We start from the raw sequence: 20,513 nt of genomic DNA on the forward strand, positions 1-20,513 counted from the left end.
ATGTTGTGGGTAGTCCATACTTTTTATTCTTTCATGCGAGGAGTGAGTTCTCCCGAAGTTTTGTGTCAAAGAGCGGCGGAGCGGGGGCACAAGGCGGTGCTTTGCGCCGATCGCAACGGCTTTTACGGTCTGGTGCGTTTCCTGAACGCTGCCCGTCGCTACGGTGTGGATCCGGTTGTGGGGGTGCACCTCGTCCATGAAGGACGCCACGTGGTGGCCATAGCCAAAGATCCCAAAGGCTATGAAAGCCTTTGTGTTCTGACGTCTCGGCTTCATATGGATTCCAGTTTTTCCCTGGAAGGGGACTGTGCCGGTCAAGGGGATCATGTGGTGGTGGTCAGTGCCGACGAAAAATTCCTGCGATCCGTTCATCCCCACGTGGAAACCTATGCGGCCGTGCTTCCTGGACCCGCGGGACGTCAAACATTGCGCTTGGCTAAGGAAATGGGGATTCTTTCGGTAGCCGTCTATCCGGTCTATTTTGCCGACCCGGAAGATTTTTCCCTCCATCGGCTGGTGCGTGCTATCGACACCAACAGCACTTTAAGCACTTTGAATCCTCGAGAACTGGCTTCTTCGCAGGCTTGGCTGAAACCGGCTGAAGAGGGTTTGCGTCATTTTCCGCACTGTCCGGAAGCCGTGGCCGAAGCCGAAGCCCTCATAAACCGATGCTTCAAAGGCTGGAACCGTTTTGAAACCGTTTTTCCTCATTACGGAAACGGCTCTGAAGATCTTTTGCATGAGCTGATTCGGCGGTGTGAAGAGGGGATACGGCGGCGTTATGGACACAGCTTTCCCGAGCTGGAAAAACGGCTTGCTGCGGAATTGGAACTCATTGATGCCAAGGGTTACGTGGATTATTTTCTGGTGGTGGCCGACATTGTGGGGCGTCGTCCCATCCATTGTGGTCGAGGCAGTGCCGCGGCCAGTCTGGTCAGTTATCTTTTGGGCATCACCCATGTGGATCCGCTGAGACACAAGCTGGTTTTTGAACGGTTTCTTAACCCTCATCGCCAGGACCATCCCGACATCGATGTGGACTTTCCATGGGATGAACGGGATGCTCTTTTGGAAGAGGTGGAAAATTTCTACGGGTCCGAACGGTTTGCCATGGTGGCGAACCATGTGGGATTTGGAGCGCGCGCGGCGGTGCGGGAAACGGCCAAGGTGTACGGCATGCCTGCCGCCGCCATCGCGGAAATATCCCGACGTTTGAACGGATGGACACGACCGGAAGACATTCACCGAAGGATTCGGTCTCATCCGGCTTTTCTCGGTTTTTCCTTGGATCCACCTTGGCCTGAAATTCTTCAACTGGCTGCTCGACTGGAAGGGCTTCCGCGACATGTGTCCGTTCATTGTGGGGGTATAGTTCTGGCTCCGGACCGCGTGGATCGTCGAGTGCCTGTGCAACGGGCAACCAAAGGGGTACGCATCATTCAGTGGGACAAGGATCAGGCGGAAGAAGGGGGCTTAGTCAAGATCGATCTTTTGGGGAACCGTTCCCTTAGCGTGATTCGAGATGCTTTGGAAATGGTGGCGGAAAATACGGGGCGTCGATTGGATTACGCCGCTTTGAACCCCTTGGACGATCCACAAACCCAAGCTTTGCTGGCTCGAGGGGATACCATGGGGGTGTTTTACGTAGAATCCCCCGCCATGCGGCAACTCCAGCAGAAAACACGACGTGGGGACTTTGAACATTTGGTGATCCATTCTTCCATCATTCGGCCTGCTGCCAACCGATACATCCACGCCTACATCGAGCGATTGCATGGAAAGCCCTATGAACCTTTGCATCCCGATCTTAAGGACCTGTTGGAAGAAACCTACGGGATTTTGGTGTATCAGGAACACGTGGTTCTCTGCGCCATGGCACTGGCCGGATTTCAGTGGGCGGAAGCCGACGGATTGCGTAAGGTTTTGAGCAAGAAGAGCAAGGAACAGATCGAGGATTATCGGCGGCGCTTTGAAGAGGGATGTCGACGTCGCGGGGTGAGTGAGGATGTGGTGCAAGCTCTTTGGGAAATGTTCACATCCTTTGCCGGTTATTCCTTTTGCAAACCCCATTCGGCATCCTATGCTTTGGTGAGTTTCAAGTCGGCGTGGCTCAAGGTGCATTATCCCGCCGAATTCATGGCCGCGGTCGTGGCCAACGGAGGGGGCTACTACACGAGTTTTGCCTATCTTTCCGAAGCGCGGCGCATGGGTTTGCAGGTCTTGGGACCGGATGTGAACGAGAGCCGATGGAAGTGTTGGGGTAAGGGGCGTACCCTTCGATTAGGATTGCAGATGCTTCAAAACGTTCGTCGGGACACCTTGGAGCGGCTTTTGGAAGAACGGACTCGAAACGGCCCCTTTGTCTCTTTGGACGATTTGTTCGATCGGGTGTCCTTAAGCCTCCAGGATGCTTTGATTCTGGCCAAAAGCGGTGCCTTGGACACCTTGGCCGAACCGTGGCCCCGGGGTCAGCTTTTATGGTGGATTCATGCTCGATGCGCCCCTTGCGGCTCGAGACAAATCTTGGCGTGCGCTCATCGGTTATCTTCAAGGGAAAAGGGCTCTCGAACGCGGGACCCGAGCAACAGAGCTGTCGGGTTTTCCAGCGGGGATCGAGCCATGCCTTTCTTGAAATTTCCAGGAGCCCACAGAAACCTTGTGCCCAATCTGCCCCCTCCAGAGGCGCCTCTGTTATGGCGTCATGAACAGGAAGCCTTGGGTTTTGTGCTTTCCGTTCATCCTTTGATATGCCATGAAGCGGCGTACCGTAAACGGCCCAGGCCATGGGTTCGAGCCAAAGAGCTGCCGCAACGGGTCGGCAAAACATTGTGGCTTAAAGGATGGCCCATAACCCGTAAAGAAGTGGTGACACAGCAAGGGGATCCCATGGCTTTCGTTTCTTTTGAAGACGAGACGGCCATTTATGAAACGGTTTTTTTCCCCGATGCGTACCGTCGTTTCTGCCAAACTTTGGGTTGGGAAAGGCCTTATGCTCTGAGAGGGACGGTGGAAGAATCCTTTGGGGCCGTAAGCCTTTCCGTCTCTCACCTGGAACCCGTGGCATGAAACACTGATGACTCTTCTGAAAAATTCAAACCACGACGTCTAAAGATCTCGGGCACGATTTGAATCTTGAGTTGAATGACCAAAAACGGCGGGAACAGGAAAAAAACCATACCTGACAACCCCTTCAAGAACTGCCCTCGTACCCCTGACTGCGTGTCGTGCACCGCATTCGATCCTTCACAAAGTATCGCTCCTTTGCTTTTTCGTGTCTCGGCGTCCGAAATGGGGGATGAGCCGTGAAAAGCGATCCTGTCGCTGAAAAAAACCAAAATTGTCGAACAGACATCCGTGTATCTTCAACCCGAATGCAGAACGCGGCTTGGGTTCGTCAACGATGTGGAGTTTTTTTGGATTGAGACGACAAAACGCTTCATATGCGTTCCGCTTCTCGAATCGGTTACCGGGAACTAAAGGTGAACCGTAAGCGGCTGGAATTCATCACAAAGCCGCTTCAAACGGCGATAGGTTTCATGGAAGGTGAATTTTAGGCACGACATAAGTGGATCTCGTCAAAGAGCAGCCGGTTGCCAGGAATTCATTACACTTTTCCAAAGGAAAAGAAGCATGAAAGGCAGCTTAAGACTCTTTTTTCTGAAAATTCAAGGCATACCTTTGCACAGTGGCATCATCCACACAGTTTTCAAGGATTTCCGCATCCAGATCGTCTGGGTTTTTTAGAGCTTTCATTGGACAAAAAATTCATTTTCGGCTCGGTTCTGCACTCGAACCAACAGTTGACTTCTCTTGAGTTCGCTCATGGCACCCTCCTGAACCGCAAACAACGTCGAAAATCAAAAGCCCACCCTGGAGGTGGGGCCTTTCTGCATAAGAAAAGTTCTTTTTCGATTCCAAGGAATCAGTCTACCCACCAGCGAAAGGCTGAAGCTTGGTTGCGTCGTCGATACAATTCTTCAGTTCCTCAGGACTCGTCTTCGGGGGCTTCTTAAGGACATCTCCAGGACAAACAACCATTTCCCGCCTTGTCTTTGCGCTTTGAAGGGATGGGCTGAAGAAAGCCATGTGTTGGGACTGAATATGAAGATAGGGGAACGGTGTGGGCTCGTTCCCCCTTTGGTCTCACAAAGGCGACGATATGTTGATGAATCTCAGGGTCTTATACTCCTTGGTTCTTTACGGCTCGCAGTAGATGGGTTCTCCCATTTCCTTGAACGAGAAATTATAAAAAACATTATGGCCGTTGTAGTCCAGAACGCGCAAGTCATCCGTTTGATTGAGATCGCCGAGCACGATGTTGTACTGAAGACCGTACTTTTGTTTGACCTTTTCCAGAGGCAGCTCGCGTGCGATGAACTTCTTGATCCCCTTGGCGCTGAGCTTTTCAATGAATTTGGGATCCTGAAAGGAATCATAACTGGTGAGGATCAGTATGGGGCCTGTGCCTGTAAAAACGATTCCGGCTTTCATGATAACACCTCCTTGTCTGACCTAAGGTTCAACAGCCGCTCAAACCAGGGCCCCTCTGCCCTTCGGCTTGTGCGTGCAAAGCCTCGGTCGTGCATGAGCATTGACAAAGAGTTGAGAGATATGGAAAAGGTCGCCCGAAACTCTGAGGCTTTGATTCATTTATAACCCCGTCCGTCTTCGGGCGACAAGGACTCGGGGTATCCACGGGGCATTTGGGAGGTGCACATGAAACAATATGTGATTGATCAGCTGCGGGAATCGGACTACGATCGTATTCGAGACTATCTGACGGCCCACGCGGAATCGGCGGCCATGGAAGGCATCTACTATGTGGACCTTCCCGATGCGTTATATACGGAGCTTCAAAAAAACCACGATCACTGCCAACCTTACTACTTTGCCGTAAACCTCACTCGAAAACAGGTGGGTTTTGAATGGCTCATTCGAAGCCGAAAGAGTCTGCGCTGTGCATGCATCGGCTACGCCACGCAGGCTCAGCGCGATTACATTATCGAATACGCCGACGGCATGCTGGACAGATTGCGAATCAGGCTTTAACGGCCGAAGGCTGAAGGAATTGGGGGTGAAGGTTTTTCACGAAGGTTCCACGCCGTACCTTGTGCCCACCGAACACCCATGGACAGTCTTGCAAAAGCTTCCCGTACAAGGCCGAAAAGGGCTCTGTGTTGCGGGAAGCGGTGATATTCCGGTCTATTTTTCATCCTTTGAACCCGATTCTCTAACGGTGGTGGATGTATCGATCCAGGCCTGTGCCTTGACAGAGCTCAAGAAAGCCGCCTATCGGCGTTTGAACCGTCAGGAGTTTTGTGAATTTTTCTTTCACGGCATTCCCGAAGCGAACAAGTTGTGGACGACCCTTTGGGGCTTAGATCCCCCGACATCCACCCAAAGATTCGCTTTGTACGGCAAGCTTCGAGAAGAAATCAGCTTCGAGGCGCAGCAATTTCTCGATACGCTGATTTTACGTGATTCCGACCTAAAGAACCCTTTCACGGCTTTCCTGCGTCCGACAGACAGATTTCACCTGGGACTGCTGCCTTGTTTGAAAAGCGATGCCTTCTACCGTTTGTGGGTTCAAGGAGCACACCGTCCTTTTTCCATCATCGCCTCTTCGCTTGAAGATTTCCTAATTTCCACAAACGAGGCTTTTCACATCATCTACACGTCGAACATTGTGGAATACCTGAGAGCTTTTCATGTGATGCATTTCGGTCTGGGATCCTTTCGAAAATTCATGGTTTCCTTCTGGCAGGCGCTGCACCGTGTTTTGATTCCCAAAGGCTTCGCGGCGTTTTATGTATGCCAGGGAATTGAAACTCAAAACTTTAGACGTCTTGTGAAAGAGCTCGCCCCGCCGACCTTCATGGAGTATAAGACCCAATTTGTGCCCATAGCCCTTCGGCCGCCGCTGCTTGCCGGTGCCGTGTGGCGCCATGTGGTGGTGCTCTTTCAAAAACATCCTTGAAAGAGGGAAAATCGGACACCGAAGGCTGAACCCATGAAGGTTTCGTGAAGAGACAAAATGATACTGGAGTCAAAGACAATGGCTCGAGAGCGCAAAGAATTGATGCTTGAAGCTTTCCTTGGGGAAGCCAGAGCCCATTTTCGGCTTTTGGCTTACGCTCGAAAGGCGGACGAAGAAGGCTATCCTCAGATCGCTCGCCTGTTTCGTGCCATTGCCGAAGCGGAAAGGGTTCATGCCGGAAATCATGCATCCCTTTTGGATGAGGTGCGGTCCACCGAAGAAAACTTACAAGCAGCTTTTGCGTCTGAATCTTTTGTAAACCAGGTGGCCTACCCAAAACTTCTCAAGGAAGCTTGGGCTCTCGATGACAAAGCGGCCATCTGGTTTCTCACCTCCGCACGCAATGCCGAAGAACGACACGCCAAGCTGTACAAGATGGCTCTGCTACACCTGATTTCCGACCGTAGCCCTGCATACTTCGTGTGTCAAAATTGCGGATGGGTGACAGAAGATGCGGCGCCGGACCAATGCCCCAACTGTGGAAGGTCTTCGGAAAGCTTTTCACAGGTCTCATGAGGGGCGACTCGGCGGACCTGGGTATGAACCTTTAGAAGACGCAGAGCCAAGGAAGAAAGGACAGGCAAGGATTCATGAGCGCGTTTCAACCGGGAGAACTGGTGCTTCTCACATCACAGAAAGGCAAGACCTGGCTTGTTCGAGCAGGGTCAGGATCCTTTTCGTCGCATCTGGGAAACGTGGATCTTCAGGACGTGGTCGGTCGTCAGGAAGGCGAATTTCTGGAAACGCATCAAGGAGCCAAAGTCTTTCTCTTTCGTCCGTCCCTTGGAGACTACATCCACAAGCTCAAAAGGCGAACGCAAGTCATTTATCCTAAAGACATCGGAGCTTTTTTGGTTTACGGCGATATTCGCCCGGGCGATGTGGTGTTGGAATCCGGCATCGGCTCAGGAGCTCTCACCTTGGCGTTGCTTCGAGCCGTTGGTCCTACGGGGCGGGTCATTTCGGTGGAAATTCGACCTGAATTTGCTCAACTGGCTCGGAAAAACATCGAAGTCTTTTTTGGAGAAGCACCGAAAAACCACACGCTTCTTGTGGCGGATGTCACAGCCCTACCTTTGGTCGCACCGGTGGATCGCGTGGTCTTGGACCTTCCCGAACCCTGGCACGCTGTGGAAGCGGTCTCCGCCTGCCTGCGCACGGGAGGGCTTCTCGTTTCTTTGAGCCCCCAGGTGGCCCAGGTTCAGATGGTCTGCCAGGAATTGAAACGTCATGGCTATGTCAATGTGACCACCTTTGAACTGCTGAAACGTAATTGGAAAATCGATGCTCGACGTGCCAGACCTGAGGACCGAATGATCGGCCATACGGGTTTCATCACGGTGGCGAAGAAGATTGTCCGCACGTTGGAGGAGGTTCCGACGATTCGAGACCCCGAAGCTCCCGTACCGACGTAAGGGAGCAGGATCCGGAACAGCCGGAGCAATGAGAAGTTTCACCTCGAAACGTCTTGATGAAATGACGCACCACGACCACAAAACCTGCCGCCACGAAAATGCCCACAACGAGATGCTGCCACATGACGGAGAACTCCTTTTTCACATGAGGCTAGGAACCCAGGCCCAGCAATCGACCGCCTTGGTAGACGGCCGTGGCTACCACAAAGGCCACCGTGGTGTTGAAAACCATGGAAAACACGCCCCATTTCCAGGAGCCGGATTCCTTAATAATGCATGTCACTGTCACAAAACACGGCGAATACAACATGATGAAAACCATGGCCGAAAAGGCCACCAAGGGATTCCAGTGAGGGTCCCGACGCAGCCTTTCACTAAGGCTAAGACTTTCTTCCACATCCAGTTCCCCCAGAGAATACGCCGTGCCCAAAGTGGAAATGATGACTTCCTTGGCGGCGAAACCACCCACCAAGGCCACGTTGGTTCTCCAATCAAATCCGCACCAACGCGTCACCTTCTCAAGAGCCGTGCCCATTTTCCCGGCAAAGGAGGCTTTGAGGGCTTCAGAAGCCTCTTCTTTGTCGATGGCCAGCAGTTGTGCTCGAACTTCCTGCAGGGAGGCCGGTAAGGCCTGCTCTTCCCCCGATGCCAACCGAGTCCTGTCTTCTTCTGATAACCTTTCCAGAACGGCTTGGCGGGCCGCTTCAAGGCGGGCTTTTTCCGATTCCGGAAGGCCGGGGTAGGTCATCAAGGCCCACAAAACCACAGATATGGCCACAATGACGGTGCCTGCCTTTCGAATGTATTGCCAGATGCGTTCCCACGTATGAATCATGAGCCCTTTAAAAGTAGGAATGCGATAGGGTGGAAGTTCCAAGAGAAAGGGACTGCTGGGGCCTCGAAGGATAGTCAGTCGAATAATCTTGGCCAACACTAAAGCAAAGACCCAGGCCAATAGGGTGAGAAGAAAGAGCATTTGGGCACGGTTTTGAGTAAAAAAAGCGGCGATCAACATGGCCAGGACGGGAACCTTGGCACCGCAGTTCATGAAAGGTGCGGTTAAAAGTGTGGCGAGGCGTTCCCGAGATGTGCGCAATGTTCGGGTGGCCATCACACCCGGCACCGCACAGCCTCCGGCGATCCCTCCTGAAATGATAAAGGCCATAAAAGAACTTCCGTGCAGGCCGAAGATCCGAAACACTCGATCCAACATGTAAGCGGCCCGAGCGAGATATCCCGTGTCTTCCAAAAAGGCGATGGCCAAAAACATGAAAAAGATCAAAGGGACAAAGCCCATGACACCGCCCACACCATCGATGATGCCGGAAACCAAAAGAGATTGCAGAGGCCCTTCCGGCGTGACCTTTTCCGCCCAGCGGCCTAAAGCCCCGAAAGCCGCTTCAAACCACTGCACGGGTAACTCGCTGTAAGTAAATGTGAATTCATAGACGGCATAAAGCACTGCCACCATGACGATAGGGCCGAAGAAACGGTTGGTGAGCACTCGATCGATCTGATCGGAAAGGTGCAAGCGATTGCCTTTGAGGCGCTGTTCCACCACTCCGTCCTTAAGCAAAGCGGCGATGAAACCGTAACGATGATCGGCGATGATGGCTTCCGGGTAACTGTCGAGGGTTTTTTGAATGTGTTCGGTAAGCTTTCCCGCCATGGCTTCCAGGACCTCGGAAACCTTGGCATCCTTTGCCCGCCCTCTCGACTTCACTTGCTCGTCTTCTTCCAGATACTTCAAAGCCGTCCAGCGAGCCGGATACAGGTCGGTAAGGAACTGATGGTCCACAATGATTTTTTCCATTTCCTTCAGGACGGGATCCACATCGGGCCCATAGGAGATATGAAGCGGTTCCCAACGACGCCCCGATAAAGCCGTCTCTACTGCGGTCTGAATAAGGTTTTCCTTACCCTCGCCACGGCGTGCCACCGTCGGCACCACCGGAACACCCAATCGTTTGGAAAGTTCTTCCGCGTGGATGCGCATCCCTCGCCCTTCGGCCACATCCATCATGTTGAGCGCCACCACCACGGGGACTCCTAGTTCCAGAAGCTGCAGCGTGAGGTAAAGGTTGCGGTCCAGGTTGGAAGCGTCCACGATGTTAATCACCACTTCCGGTCGCTCATGAACAAGGAAATCCCGAGCGACAAGTTCTTCCAAAGAATAGGCCGTCAGGGAATAGGTACCCGGCAGATCCACCAGCCGAATCTGTCGGCCGTTTAAGGAATAAAGGCCTTCCTTTTTTTCCACGGTGATGCCCGGATAATTGCCCACGTGCTGGCGGGCGCCGGTGATGGCGTTGAAAAGTGTGGTCTTGCCGCAGTTGGGATTGCCCGCAAGAGCAAAGAGGTGTTCCGTGGATTCTCGAGGTGCTTTATTCATTGGGATGCCTCCACATCAACCAGAATATAATCCGCCTCATTGTTCCGCAAAGTCAGTGTGAACTGGCGCACACGAATGGCTACAGGGTCCTTGAGGGGCGCTCGACCCTGAACCTGAATGGGTGTTCCCGGAACGAGCCCCATATCTCGAATGCGACGTCCCAATTCGCCGGTGGCCGTCACTTTCACGATAACTCCTTTCTGCTTGGGTTCCATGTGGCGCAAAAGCACCGTGGGCATAGGATTCCTTTCTTTTAATTAGGGGAACCTAACTTTAAGAGCCGAAAAAGAGCGGCTCATGAGCCGCTCTGTAAAAACGCTCTTGGGGCTTGATGTGTCAAGAAATCAGGTTGGACCGCCGCATACCAAAATTTTGTTACTCACACCGGCTCCCAGACTCAGCGTGCTTCCATGCACCTTCACAAGACAAGGGCGATCACAGCCGGCACACAGCACTTCCAGTTCCGCTCCCGGATATATCCCCAGGGCCGCCATGCGGGCACAGAGATTTCTTCCGCCTTCGATGCGTTGGACCAAAAGACGCTTTCCAGACGGAGCCTGGGAAAGGGGAAAGACCGGACCCGGACATACCTTATCGCGAGCACATGGAGAATCACAACGTGTCATAGACCACCACCTCATCGTCGCTCCTTTCTGATTTGAGCAAATCTTAGGTAAGCCAAACTTTGGTCCCTGTCAAGAGAAATCAAAAAAGAAGGATTTATGGGTGGGTTGAAGGCGAGCCCTCGCTGACGCTGCATGGAGATTTGACCGTAGAAAACCTTAGGCCGGGATTGTCCTAAAAGCTCTATGATTTCATAATAAAAAAGGCCTGATGCGGGAAATCTGACGTGACTTAGGAGCTTGTCCAAGAACGCCCCATGACCGCTGCATCGCAAGCCGTTTTGCGGTAGGGGCGAGGCGCCGCCTCGCCCCTACAAACCCGAAACCGGGCTGTTGCCTGGAAGCACAAGCCCTTTGGCCCGCTCATTGAGGCCGGCGGGGCGCGCGTTTCCAAGAAAAGACACAGTTTCAGGCAGTTAAGGGCGAGGCGCCGCTCGCCCCTGCCTTGAAATGCCATGAAAGACCTTGGTAAAGCCATTATTCGGTCTGGTTCTTAATATTTTTCAGAGGCAGGAAGAATCCATGGGAGACAAGAGGGATTGTCGATCCTTCACTGAAAGGTTGAATGAAGCTGTAGACGAGGGAGCCTGGCATGAGGTTCGAGATCTTTTTCAAAACCTTGGAGCTCGAGCTTTGTCAGGGCTTAGCGAACAAACGTGGGAACTTATCTTAGACATTTTTTTTTGGCGAAAGGCATGTGAGAATTTTTCGTCGCCGAATCCGACGAAAGACTTGGTGGAACGTAAAGTCCGAAAGCTTCTTTCCGTTCCGCCTCGGTTTTTGGAAAGGAAGAGTTACCCTTTGGCCTCCGTTCTCAGGCTTGGAAACCCTATGCCTGAACCTTTTCGTAGAAGGGATTCACGGCAAACATGGAAAAAACACGTCAGGCATCTTCGTCGGCAGGTCTTGGAAAGAAACGGATCTCGGCAAACCCCTATGCCCTCTGAACACAAGGGTATGGAAACCCAAAACTATGTGACCCTGCGGGATTTGGCTTTTCTGTGGTCTCCTGGTTTTCAGTTCAAACGCCTGAATTTCCGACAAGGCCGATTCCTTCATGTGGGACGACTCCTGAAAGCCCCCGAACCGTTCCATTTTCCCACATCACGGCGCCTTAGATGGTCCGAAGGAAATTCAAAGCGTTCTTTCGAGGATGCAGACCCCGCTCTTACCTTGAAAGACGATCATGTCGCAGTCCGTCCGGTTCCCGGGAAGGATTTGGAAGAGCATGGCTCCTTGTGGAAGGGAAGTTCCTTACGAGAGCCACGGAACGTTGTGTGGGGAGTGTTGGGGTGGCGAGGAAACCGATTCCTTGCAAGACTTGTGGAAGCGACGGCGGAAGAATGGCGCCGCGTGCGTGATCTGGCCTTTTCCCTCAGCAGGGCTCGACGCCGCGTGGTCTTGTCCCTGCATAATGCTTCGGCGGCGGCCTGTAGCGGCTGGGCGTTTGACCCGGTGGACGTTCTCCACGACGATCCGCGTCATAGTAATGCCTTTGTTCGAGAAGTTTCAGGCTCACTTCAGCGGCTTGGGCGGAACCGGCATGACGACCTGAAAGCTTGTCCGAGAACGAGAAAAGGCAGTGGCTTTTGGAGGAGCGCTAGCCTTCGGGCCGCCATTTATGAGGGCCGGACCCCCGCGGTCCCAAGTGAAAATCCATTCTCGGACGGCTCTTTAGACGTGGATCTGGTGCAAAAGCTTTGGCGGGCTTGGGAACGTCGTCTTGTTTATCCAAAGGCACTTCACGTGCTGTGGGAAGCATCGGCTCGAACGGCTTTGGGCTTTGAAATGCTTTTTCAGGAAGCGGTGCAAGCCCTGGATGGGCTCTTGGAATTTAGATCCCCAAGTGACCTTGTGGGAAAAATTCCTTTGGCCTGGAGCGGCTGGGTCAGCCCTCATCAGCAACTGTGCTGGCAGGACATTTCCTGCTGGTGGCGGGAAAAGCGACGCTTATGGCTTCCTGGTTTCAGCATTTTGAAAACCTGTCTAGAAAAAGGGCAGGCCTGGTTGGAGACCGGTCGGCTGGAAGCCTGTGTGGTGCCATGGATCGACAAATTTTTCATGTCGTCTCAAAGGGATAGGGATGCATCCTATCTGGCGCTTTTCATGGAATGGTTGCACAAGGAAGACCTTTCCCCCATTGTTCTTTTGTGGGAAGACACGACTCGATGTCGTCATCCCAGCCTGGCCGTGGCGTTAGAAAGGTCTTGGAGCCCTGAGGCGTTTCAGGGGATTGGAGTCTTCGGCAACGGGGCTTGTTCACGCCGGAATGCGAAAACCTTTCTGATGAGGGAAGCCGAACCGAAGCGACTTTACGTGCTGAGACCTTTCGACGATACGCATGCGCCTCAAACCTTGGAATCGGTCCTGTCCGGGCGAGTTTCGGAGAAAACCTTTTTCGATTCCTACGATTCCTCGTGGAAAGACGGCACCTATGCGCTCTATGCAGGGACACAAGCAGCTTTTCTGACATCCATCGCCACAGATGCGGAAATCCTGCCGGCGTGGGTGGTATTTGAGGGTGTGAAGATGCCTTTGGGATGTTTTTTTCGGCGTATCCTAAGAAGCCTGGTCTTGGGTCGACCTCACGGCACCTTATTTCAACCCAAATGGATGCGTCTTTATGCTCGGTTTGCCAACCTTTTGTGAAGGGTTCAGAGAAAAAGGAATTGACTTGATTTTCAATTAGTTCTAAGCCTTACCGTGCATTTCTTAAGCTAGACACGACACCTGTGGAAACATGAACAACAATTTTCAAAAAGCTCGCGACAAGATGGTGGACACCCAGCTGGTCACACGGGGGATTCATGACCCTCGCGTGTTGGCCGCCATGCGCAAGGTGCCCAGACATCTTTTCATCAGTGAAGCTCTCCAGTCTCAAGCCTATGCGGACCATCCCCTGCCCATCGGTGATAAACAGACCATCAGCCAGCCGTACATAGTGGCCCTCATGACTGAGGCCTTACAGCTTCAAGGGCATGAAAAGGTCCTGGAAATCGGAACAGGTTCCGGCTATCAAACGGCGATCCTCGCGGAACTGGCTCAGAAGGTATACAGCATCGAGCGGCTACCAAGCCTGTTGCACAAGGCTCGACATGTGCTGGAAAAACTCGGGTACCGCAACGTGGTGTTAAAGGTCGGGGACGGCACCATGGGATGGCCTGAGGAAGCTCCTTTCGATGGCATTCTTGTGTCCGCCGGAGCTCCCAAGGTTCCTCAACCCCTGGTGGATCAACTGGCCATGGGCGGCCGCCTTGTGATTCCCGTGGGGGATCGTCTGAGTCAGGACCTGGTGCTGGTGGAGCGGGTTCCTGAAGGAATTCGCAAAAGCAGCCTGGGTGGTTGCCGCTTCGTGGATCTTATCGGCAAATGGGGTTGGGAGGAGTAAGGGGATAAGGGTATTAAATGAGCAGGGCAAAGAGGGAAGAGCTGTCTTCGGGTGACATAGTCAAGGAAAATAAGCGTCTTCGAGAGGAACTGGAGCGGCTCATTCACACGGCGGCTGCCAACGAAAAGATCTGGCGGCACATGGTGGAAATTGAACGCGTCTTGTTCCGTACACGCGATTTCGACCGCCTGGCTTCCGAGTTGCTCACGGAAATTCGAGCCCGCTTTGATGTAGACGGCGTGGCCCTGATCCTGACCCATCCCGACATCGTGGATCGTTTTTTTCCTGAGCTTTTGAATGGAGCAAACGGTTCCGTTTTGGAAGATGCGGCGGGAACATGTATCCTGACCGTTCAGGAAAGCGCCTTGTGTTCGAATGCTGCGGAACAAGTGGCAACGCCCATGCTGTTTCAAGGGGAAGAAACCCTTGGAAGGCTCATGGACCGCATACCTTCCTTGCCGGAAAGCTTTTATCCCATAGGCTCGGCGGCTCTCGTGCCCCTACGGATTCATGACCTCAATTACGGGTTCTTGCTGTTGGCCTGTGCCGATCGCGATCACTACCGTCCTGGAGACGGGACCGAGCTTCTGGAACAAATGGGAATCAAAATCGCCTTGTGCATGGAAAACTGCCTGGCCTACGAACGCGTCAAGGATCTTTCCGATCGAGATGCACCGACGGGGCTATTGAACTTTTTTCAAATTCATAACGTGTTGGAAAGAGAATTTCGCCGAGCCAAAAGGCGTGGTGCGGCCTTGTCTGTGCTTGCTTTGGATCTGGAATTTGTGGACGAGGCGGCGGAACATGAGGACATGGTGGATCCGGTGCTTCGGCATGTGGGGGAACTGCTGCGCACAACCTTTCCTGACGGTGAAGGTTTTATCGGCCGGTACGGCAGTGTGGAGTTTCTCGTGGTGTGTCCCTATGCCGATGCCCGGGAAGTTCAGGTTTTGGCTTCAAAACTTCATGACTTGATTCGGCGTTCCCCTCTGCGTCATGGCCGAACCGTCATCCTGATTCGACCCCGTATCGGCACAGCCACATTGACTCCTGCCATGCAAAAACCTTATGAGCTTCTGGACGCTGCCCAGAAGGCTCTGTGCCTTCTGAAAACCTTTCAGGCTTCTTTCTTTGCGGCCACCGACCCCAAAAAAGACGAAGCGTCTCCCCTGGAGAACTGAAAAATTGAAAGGCCGTCGTGCGAGCTTTGCCCATCACAGTTCCGGAGGCATTGCCCGTAAGGCTTTACCGGAAAACACGGGGCCGTCGACGCACACATAAGTGCTTCCGATATTGCATCGGCCGCATAGGCCGATGCCGCATTTCATACGCCGTTCCAGCGTTGTATAAATCTGATCGTCTTCGTATCCCAGTTCTTTCAAACCCGCCAAGACAAACTTGATCATGATAGGTGGACCGCATGTGATGGCCACCCTGTTGAACGGATTGGGGGCTTCTTCGGCCAGAATGGTCGGCACGAATCCGACGCGTTCCGACCATCCAGGAAATTCTCGGTCCACGGTAAGCACCAAATGCACGCCCGCCGCCCGCCATTCGTCGAATTCGTATCGGTAACAGAGATCTTCCGGAGACCTGGCACCGTAGATCACGGTGATGTCACCGAAATCGGCTCGATTGTCCAACATGGTTAAAAGCAGCGTGCGAAGAGGCGCCATGCCGATACCGCCTCCGATAAAGAGAATGTCTCGGCCTTTCATGGTGGTGTAGGGAAAGCTGTTTCCTAGGGGAGCGCGGACACCTACCGTATCCCCCACGTTCAACTGATGCAGGGCTCGGGTGACTTCGCCCGTGCGCATGACACTGAACTGAAGGTATTCTCTGCGGGTGGGGGGTGAATTGATGACGAAAGTGGATTCCCCCACTCCAAAAACCGAGATTTGTCCCACCTGTCCCGGCTGAAAGGAAAACTGGGATGCTACAGAAGGATCTTTCCACACAAGGCGAAAGGTGCGAATGCTGGGAGTCTCTTGAATGATATCGCGAACAACGGCCATCTGTGGCCGGTATGGATGGGTTTTTAAAAGGCTTCTAGTCATGAGCCTCCTCCGTCTCACCCATGGCCCACACAATGGCACGAATATCCATGGCCACGGGACAGTGCCGCAGGCAACGGCCACAGCCGCAGCAGGCGAAGCGGCCGTATTTTTCGGGAAAATAACTGAACTTATGGCCGATTCGGTTTCGAAACCGTTCGGCCTTGAAGGGACGTGGATTATGCCCGCTGGCTTCCAAGGTGAAATGAAAGAACATGCAGGAGTCCCAGGAACGCAGTCGTTCCCCTTGAAAGCCATGAGTCTCGTCGGTGATGGTGAAACAGTAGCAGGTGGGACAGACAAACGTACACACACCACAACTGAGGCATCGGTGCGTCTGAAAACGCCAGAAAGCCATGTCGGAAAAACGTTTTGAAAAAGATTCGGCCCTTTCGGTCAAGGAATTCACATGCTCGGTGCTGCGCCGTGCCTTTTCCCGCACATGGTGCGCTTCTTGGGTTTGGGAAGCCGTCGCGGTATTTCCGATGCCTTCCAAAAAGGCTTGTCCCTTGTCGGTAAGAGCGTGAAGCACATAGCCTTCGTTTATGGGAATCATCTGGACATCGCTTCCCTCGGTATCCGCCGGATGACTGCCTACGCCGCCACAAAAGCATGCCGAGTCGGGACCGGAACAGACCATGGAGACCACGATATTTTTCTCACGCCGTGCCTTATAAACAGGATCCACAAAAGGACCCTGAAGAAAGGAACGGTCAAAAACAAGAAATCCACGGGCGTCACAGGGACGGCATCCAAAGAGGACAGTGGGTTGGATCTCCTTTGTGTCCTCGACAAATGTGGTTTGAGGCGAAAATTCGCAGGATTCCTTGTCCAGGCGAAATCGCAAAAGCTCTTCCACCTGTGGGAAAAGGACGTTTTTGGCGGACTTGACCGGAAGACGCTGAAAATCCGGTTCCATGCCTTCCTGAAATGGTTTGAAAGTCACCACATGGGGAAACGAAACGTCCAACGTGGGCACCCAGATTTGCACCTCACGGGCCAACCGCATGAGGAAGTCTTTAAGATCCCCATGGGAGAGAAAGGATGCGCTTTTCATAGTCATTTTTTGTTCCATGTGATTCTCGACACGCGAATTTAGATTCCTTTGACCGATGCGTCGTAGCTCAGCAAAGGCGGCTGAGCCATTATGTCCGTGCCCGATTCGTAGTTCCAGAGTTCCTGGGCGATTTCGGCTGTTTTTTCTTTCAACAATCCAATGGGGATTTTCATGGGACAGACCCGTTCGCATTCGCCGCATTCAGTGCATCGGCCCGCCAGATGCAAGGTGTGGATCATGTGGAACAAGAATTTGTCACGGACAGAATCTTTTTGAGTGACCCACTTTGGGGTGCGTGATTCGGCCAGGCATTGATCCTGACAAACACATAAAGGACAAGCATTACGGCAGGCGTAGCAACGCAAGCATCGTTCAAGTTCTCGAAGCCAAAAGGTTTTACGGGCTTCCAGGGGTTGACTTTCCAGCGCATGCACATGGGCGAAGGGATCTTTCGGCGCCGGCCTGGTTATGGGGGGTTCGGCAAGAACGTCATAGATAACGGGATTTGGATATCGGCATCTTTGGCAGCGTCGTGCCAAAACCCTGTCCAGAGGAATGGGATCCACTCCATCGGTGCAGGTCAGCACGACCATCCCGTCGCCAAAGGACACGTCGAGAATGGGACCGGATCGGGTTTTGGCCGAAAGCACAGCGTCTACATCCACTGTGCCGGAGCACGGCAATCCAAAAATGACCAGCCGGTTTCGGTCCACAAAGCCTTCCTGTATGAGCGCCGTCACGGATCGGCTGTCGCAGCCCTTGACCAGAATACCGATTTTCTTTTCCCCATGGCTTGGGGCTTTCAAAGACTTTGCCAGATAAACGGAAAGATTGGGGGCGCACAGAGGATTCCAGATCAGGGAATCCAGGTCGTTGCGGGTATGAAGGAAAGCCGGGACCGCATGGAGCGGGTCGTAACCTTTTTGCCAGCCCAGGACCAAATCCGTTTGATCCCAGAAAGATTCCACAAGGGTTCTGAGCGAGTTCATCCTTTCCTCTATACAGGCTCTGTTCAAAGTCATTGGAACTAGCCCTGCTTCAGCGGTGTCAACGAGTAGCAGTCGAGTTCAGGGGCACAGCGAGTTGACACATGCCGGCGTTAGCAAGGTTGCAGCCTGGGGCTGTCATGCTATCACGGGTTTGATGCGGCAAAGCGCCAAAGCCTGGGTTAGGTCCTAACTCTTCAATGATGGCGGAAAACTCTGTTACCACCTGCTGCCAGCGTTGGCCTTCGGATGCGGACACCCAGGTGTACCGAAACCGTCTTGGATCTATACCGATGAAAGGTAGGTAACGTTGCACCAGTTCCAGACGGCGTCGAGCATAAAAGTTTCCCACGGCATAGTGGCAGTCCTTGGGATGACATCCGGAAACCAGAACCCCGTCGGCTCCTTGCGCCAGAGCTTTGATCACAAACAAAGGGTCCATACGTCCCGTGCAGGGTATACGAATGATGCGCAGATAAGGCGGTTGGCGAAACCGGCACACACCGGCGGTATCCGCTCCGCCGTAAGAACACCAGTTGCAGAGGAATCCCAGAATGCGAAGCGAAGAATGAGGTTTATCCGCGATGTTCATGGTGTTTTCAAGCACACAAAGCCTCCAGTTCGGCCAGGATTTGGTCGTCCGTAAAATGCTTCAGTTGCGCGGCTTTGGGAGGGCACGTGGCGTTGCAAAGGCCGCAGCCTTGGCAGACCGTATCCAAAACATGAGCTTTTCGAGAACCATCCCGAAGCGTTTTCCATTCGATGGCGCCAAAGGGGCACACGGAAAGGCATTTCCCGCATCCGATGCACGCCTTTTCCAGCACACGGGCGGTTTGCGGGTCGGTGGTGATGCTGTCGCGTGCGAAAAGGGCCAAAACTTTGGCGGCGGCGGCGCTTCCCTGAGCCACCGAGGCTGGAATGTCTTTGGGGCCTTGGCAAGCTCCGGCGAGGTAGATGCCGGCTGTGTTGGTTTCCACAGGCTTGAGCTTGGGATGACCTTCCATGAAAAAGCCGTAGGGGTCGTAAGAAATACGCAGTTTTTCGGCCAGTTCTTTAGCCCCGTGAGATGGTTCCATGCCTGTTGCCAAAACGACCAGGTCGGCTTGCACCTCCACTTGAGCTCCGAGAAGCGTGTCGGCGCCTTGCACCACCAAACGATCCCCTAAGGGATATATCTTACCCACGCGACCTCGAATGTATTGAACTCCGTAGTCTTCCACGGCTCGACGGACGAACTCGTCGTAGTTTTTACCGGGAGCTCGAATGTCCATGTAAAACACGTAGCAGCGGACGTCAGGAAGGTGATCTCGAGCCAAGATGGCTTGTTTGGCCATGACCATGCAGCACACTCCGGAACAGTACGGCCTGTCTACCGATTTGTCCCGGGATCCCACACAGGCGATGAAAACAATGTCCCGAGGTTCTCGTCCGTCCGAAGGGCGCCGAATATGACCTCCAAAGGGCCCCGAGGCGCTAAGAATGCGTTCGAACTGCATGGTGCTGATCACGTCCGCATAACGTCCGGCGCCGTACTCTCCATAGGCTGCAGAGTTAAAAAGATCGTAGCCGGTTGCTACAATGACGGCGCCCACATGTTCCGTGATGAAACGATCCTCCATTTCAAAGCGCACAGCACCGACTGGGCAGATTTTTTGGCACACTCGACATTTGCCCGTCTTGAAATACCGGCATGCGTCCTTAAGGATATGCGCCTTTTTGGGGATGGCTTGAGGAAAGGGAATGCGAATGGCCGAAAGGGTTCCCAATCCCTCGTTAAAAGAATCGGGGGACTTCTTGGCCGGGCACTTTTCCATGCAAAGCCCGCATCCTGTGCAGGCGTTCCAATCCACGTAGGTCGCTTTTTGACGTAAGGTGATCGTAAAATTGCCGATGGTGCCGCTTAGGGATTCCACTTCCGTGTAGGTGTGCAGTGTGAGGTTTTCCTTTTGAGCCACATCCACCATTTTGGGGCCGAGAATGCATGACGAGCAGTCAATGGTAGGAAAGGTCTTGTCCAGCTTGGCCATTTTGCCGCCGATGGAGGCTTCCCGTTCCACCAAAACCACCTCCAGGCCCGCGTCGGCGCAATCCAGAGCCGCTTGAATACCCGCCACGCCCCCACCGATAACCATGACTCTTTTGGTGATGGGAACCTGAGAACCAAAAAGGGGTTCATTGAGCCTGACTTTGGCCACGGCCATTCGCACGAGATCGATCGCTTTTCGCGTGTTGACCGTCTTGTCCAACCCGATCCAGGAAACATGTTCCCGAATGTTGGCCATTTCCAGCATGTAGCGGTTAAGGCCCGCTTTCTCGACGGCCCGTCGAAAAGTCAGTTCATGCATACGAGGGGAACAGGCGGCGACCACGACGCCTTGGAGTCCATGGTCCTGGATTGCATTTTGGATTTCCTGCTGCCCGGGTTCGGAACAGGTGTAGAGCAGTTCTGTGGCGTAGGCCACATCGGGCCATAACGAGGCCTGAGCTGCTACGGCCTGAGTGTCCACGGTGCCGGCGATGTTGGTGCCGCAGCGGCAAACAAAAACACCAATGCGCATGAG

16 protein-coding genes and 1 pseudogene are annotated in these 20,513 nt (G+C 53.3%); 8 read left to right on the forward strand and 9 right to left on the reverse strand.

The window, feature by feature from the left end:
* Positions 1 to 3,066: a DNA polymerase III subunit alpha gene (locus tag WHS46_02280; protein MEJ5347506.1), complete on the forward strand. Its 3,066-nt coding sequence runs from the start codon at positions 1 to 3 to the stop codon at positions 3,064 to 3,066.
* Positions 3,067 to 4,197: 1,131 nt separating this feature from the next.
* Here WHS46_02280 and WHS46_02285 read toward each other — a convergent pair.
* A complete protein-coding gene (locus WHS46_02285; protein ID MEJ5347507.1) occupies positions 4,198 to 4,491 on the reverse strand; it encodes a hypothetical protein in 294 nt (97 codons plus the stop codon).
* 225 nt (positions 4,492 to 4,716) lie between these two features.
* Here WHS46_02285 and WHS46_02290 point away from each other — a divergent pair, with 225 nt between their 5' ends.
* From WHS46_02290 to WHS46_02305, 4 genes are all read left to right on the forward strand, one after another.
* A complete protein-coding gene (locus WHS46_02290) occupies positions 4,717 to 5,049 on the forward strand; it encodes a hypothetical protein (protein MEJ5347508.1) in 333 nt (110 codons plus the stop codon).
* A 25-nt stretch (positions 5,050 to 5,074) separates the two neighbouring features.
* Positions 5,075 to 5,977 carry a hypothetical protein gene (locus WHS46_02295; protein ID MEJ5347509.1) on the forward strand — a complete coding sequence of 301 codons (903 nt, stop codon included), beginning with the start codon at positions 5,075 to 5,077 and terminating at the stop codon, positions 5,975 to 5,977.
* A gap of 57 nt (positions 5,978 to 6,034) precedes the next feature.
* A complete protein-coding gene (locus tag WHS46_02300) occupies positions 6,035 to 6,553 on the forward strand; it encodes a rubrerythrin family protein (protein ID MEJ5347510.1) in 519 nt (172 codons plus the stop codon).
* A 74-nt stretch (positions 6,554 to 6,627) separates the two neighbouring features.
* Entirely contained in the window at positions 6,628 to 7,452 is an 825-nt protein-coding gene (locus WHS46_02305; GenBank protein ID MEJ5347511.1) for a tRNA (adenine-N1)-methyltransferase, read from the forward strand.
* Between the two features lie 151 nt (positions 7,453 to 7,603).
* Here WHS46_02305 and feoB read toward each other — a convergent pair whose 3' ends face one another.
* The 3 genes from feoB to WHS46_02320 form a co-directional block, all read right to left on the reverse strand.
* Complete coding sequence (feoB, locus tag WHS46_02310) at positions 7,604 to 9,844, reverse strand: ferrous iron transport protein B (GenBank protein MEJ5347512.1); 2,241 nt, start codon at positions 9,842 to 9,844, stop codon at positions 7,604 to 7,606.
* Positions 9,841 to 10,083 carry a ferrous iron transport protein A gene (locus WHS46_02315; protein MEJ5347513.1) on the reverse strand — a complete coding sequence of 81 codons (243 nt, stop codon included), beginning with the start codon at positions 10,081 to 10,083 and terminating at the stop codon, positions 9,841 to 9,843. The genes feoB and WHS46_02315 overlap by 4 nt, the downstream gene beginning before the upstream one ends.
* 105 nt (positions 10,084 to 10,188) lie before the next feature.
* On the reverse strand, positions 10,189 to 10,485 hold the full coding sequence (locus tag WHS46_02320; GenBank protein MEJ5347514.1) for a FeoA family protein: 297 nt from the start codon (positions 10,483 to 10,485) through the stop codon (positions 10,189 to 10,191).
* A 504-nt stretch (positions 10,486 to 10,989) separates the two neighbouring features.
* On the opposite strand from WHS46_02320, the gene WHS46_02325 reads away from it, so the two are divergent.
* The 3 genes from WHS46_02325 to WHS46_02335 all read left to right on the forward strand — a co-directional run bounded on the left by WHS46_02325 (position 10,990) and on the right by WHS46_02335 (position 15,036).
* The gene (locus WHS46_02325; protein MEJ5347515.1) at positions 10,990 to 13,116 is read left to right on the forward strand and encodes a hypothetical protein; all 2,127 of its coding nucleotides are present in this window, start codon (positions 10,990 to 10,992) and stop codon (positions 13,114 to 13,116) included.
* Positions 13,117 to 13,207: 91 nt separating this feature from the next.
* The gene (locus tag WHS46_02330; GenBank protein MEJ5347516.1) at positions 13,208 to 13,855 is read left to right on the forward strand and encodes a protein-L-isoaspartate(D-aspartate) O-methyltransferase; all 648 of its coding nucleotides are present in this window, start codon (positions 13,208 to 13,210) and stop codon (positions 13,853 to 13,855) included.
* 17 nt (positions 13,856 to 13,872) lie between these two features.
* Positions 13,873 to 15,036, forward strand: a complete 1,164-nt coding sequence (locus tag WHS46_02335) for a sensor domain-containing diguanylate cyclase (GenBank protein ID MEJ5347517.1) — start codon at positions 13,873 to 13,875, stop codon at positions 15,034 to 15,036.
* Positions 15,037 to 15,069: 33 nt separating this feature from the next.
* Here the strand turns inward: WHS46_02335 and WHS46_02340 are convergent, their stop codons facing one another.
* The 5 genes and pseudogenes from WHS46_02340 to WHS46_02360 all read right to left on the reverse strand — a co-directional run bounded on the left by WHS46_02340 (position 15,070) and on the right by WHS46_02360 (position 20,510).
* Positions 15,070 to 15,912 (reverse strand): FAD/NAD(P)-binding protein, encoded by an 843-nt coding sequence (locus WHS46_02340; GenBank protein ID MEJ5347518.1) that lies wholly within the window; start codon positions 15,910 to 15,912, stop codon positions 15,070 to 15,072.
* Positions 15,905 to 16,972, reverse strand: coding sequence for a 4Fe-4S dicluster domain-containing protein (locus WHS46_02345; protein MEJ5347519.1), 1,068 nt, complete (start codon positions 16,970 to 16,972; stop codon positions 15,905 to 15,907). The genes WHS46_02340 and WHS46_02345 overlap by 8 nt, the downstream gene beginning before the upstream one ends.
* Positions 16,973 to 17,004: 32 nt before the next feature.
* Positions 17,005 to 17,955, reverse strand: a complete 951-nt coding sequence (locus tag WHS46_02350; protein MEJ5347520.1) for a 4Fe-4S dicluster domain-containing protein — start codon at positions 17,953 to 17,955, stop codon at positions 17,005 to 17,007.
* Between the two features lie 172 nt (positions 17,956 to 18,127).
* Positions 18,128 to 18,544, reverse strand: a pseudogene (locus tag WHS46_02355) (hydrogenase iron-sulfur subunit).
* A 7-nt stretch (positions 18,545 to 18,551) separates the two neighbouring features.
* Positions 18,552 to 20,510 (reverse strand): CoB--CoM heterodisulfide reductase iron-sulfur subunit A family protein, encoded by a 1,959-nt coding sequence (locus tag WHS46_02360; GenBank protein ID MEJ5347521.1) that lies wholly within the window; start codon positions 20,508 to 20,510, stop codon positions 18,552 to 18,554.
* Between the last annotated feature and the right edge of the window lie 3 nt (positions 20,511 to 20,513).

The organism is Desulfosoma sp. (assembly GCA_037481875.1).
In the GTDB taxonomy this organism is placed as follows: Bacteria; Desulfobacterota; Syntrophobacteria; order Syntrophobacterales; family DSM-9756; genus Desulfosoma.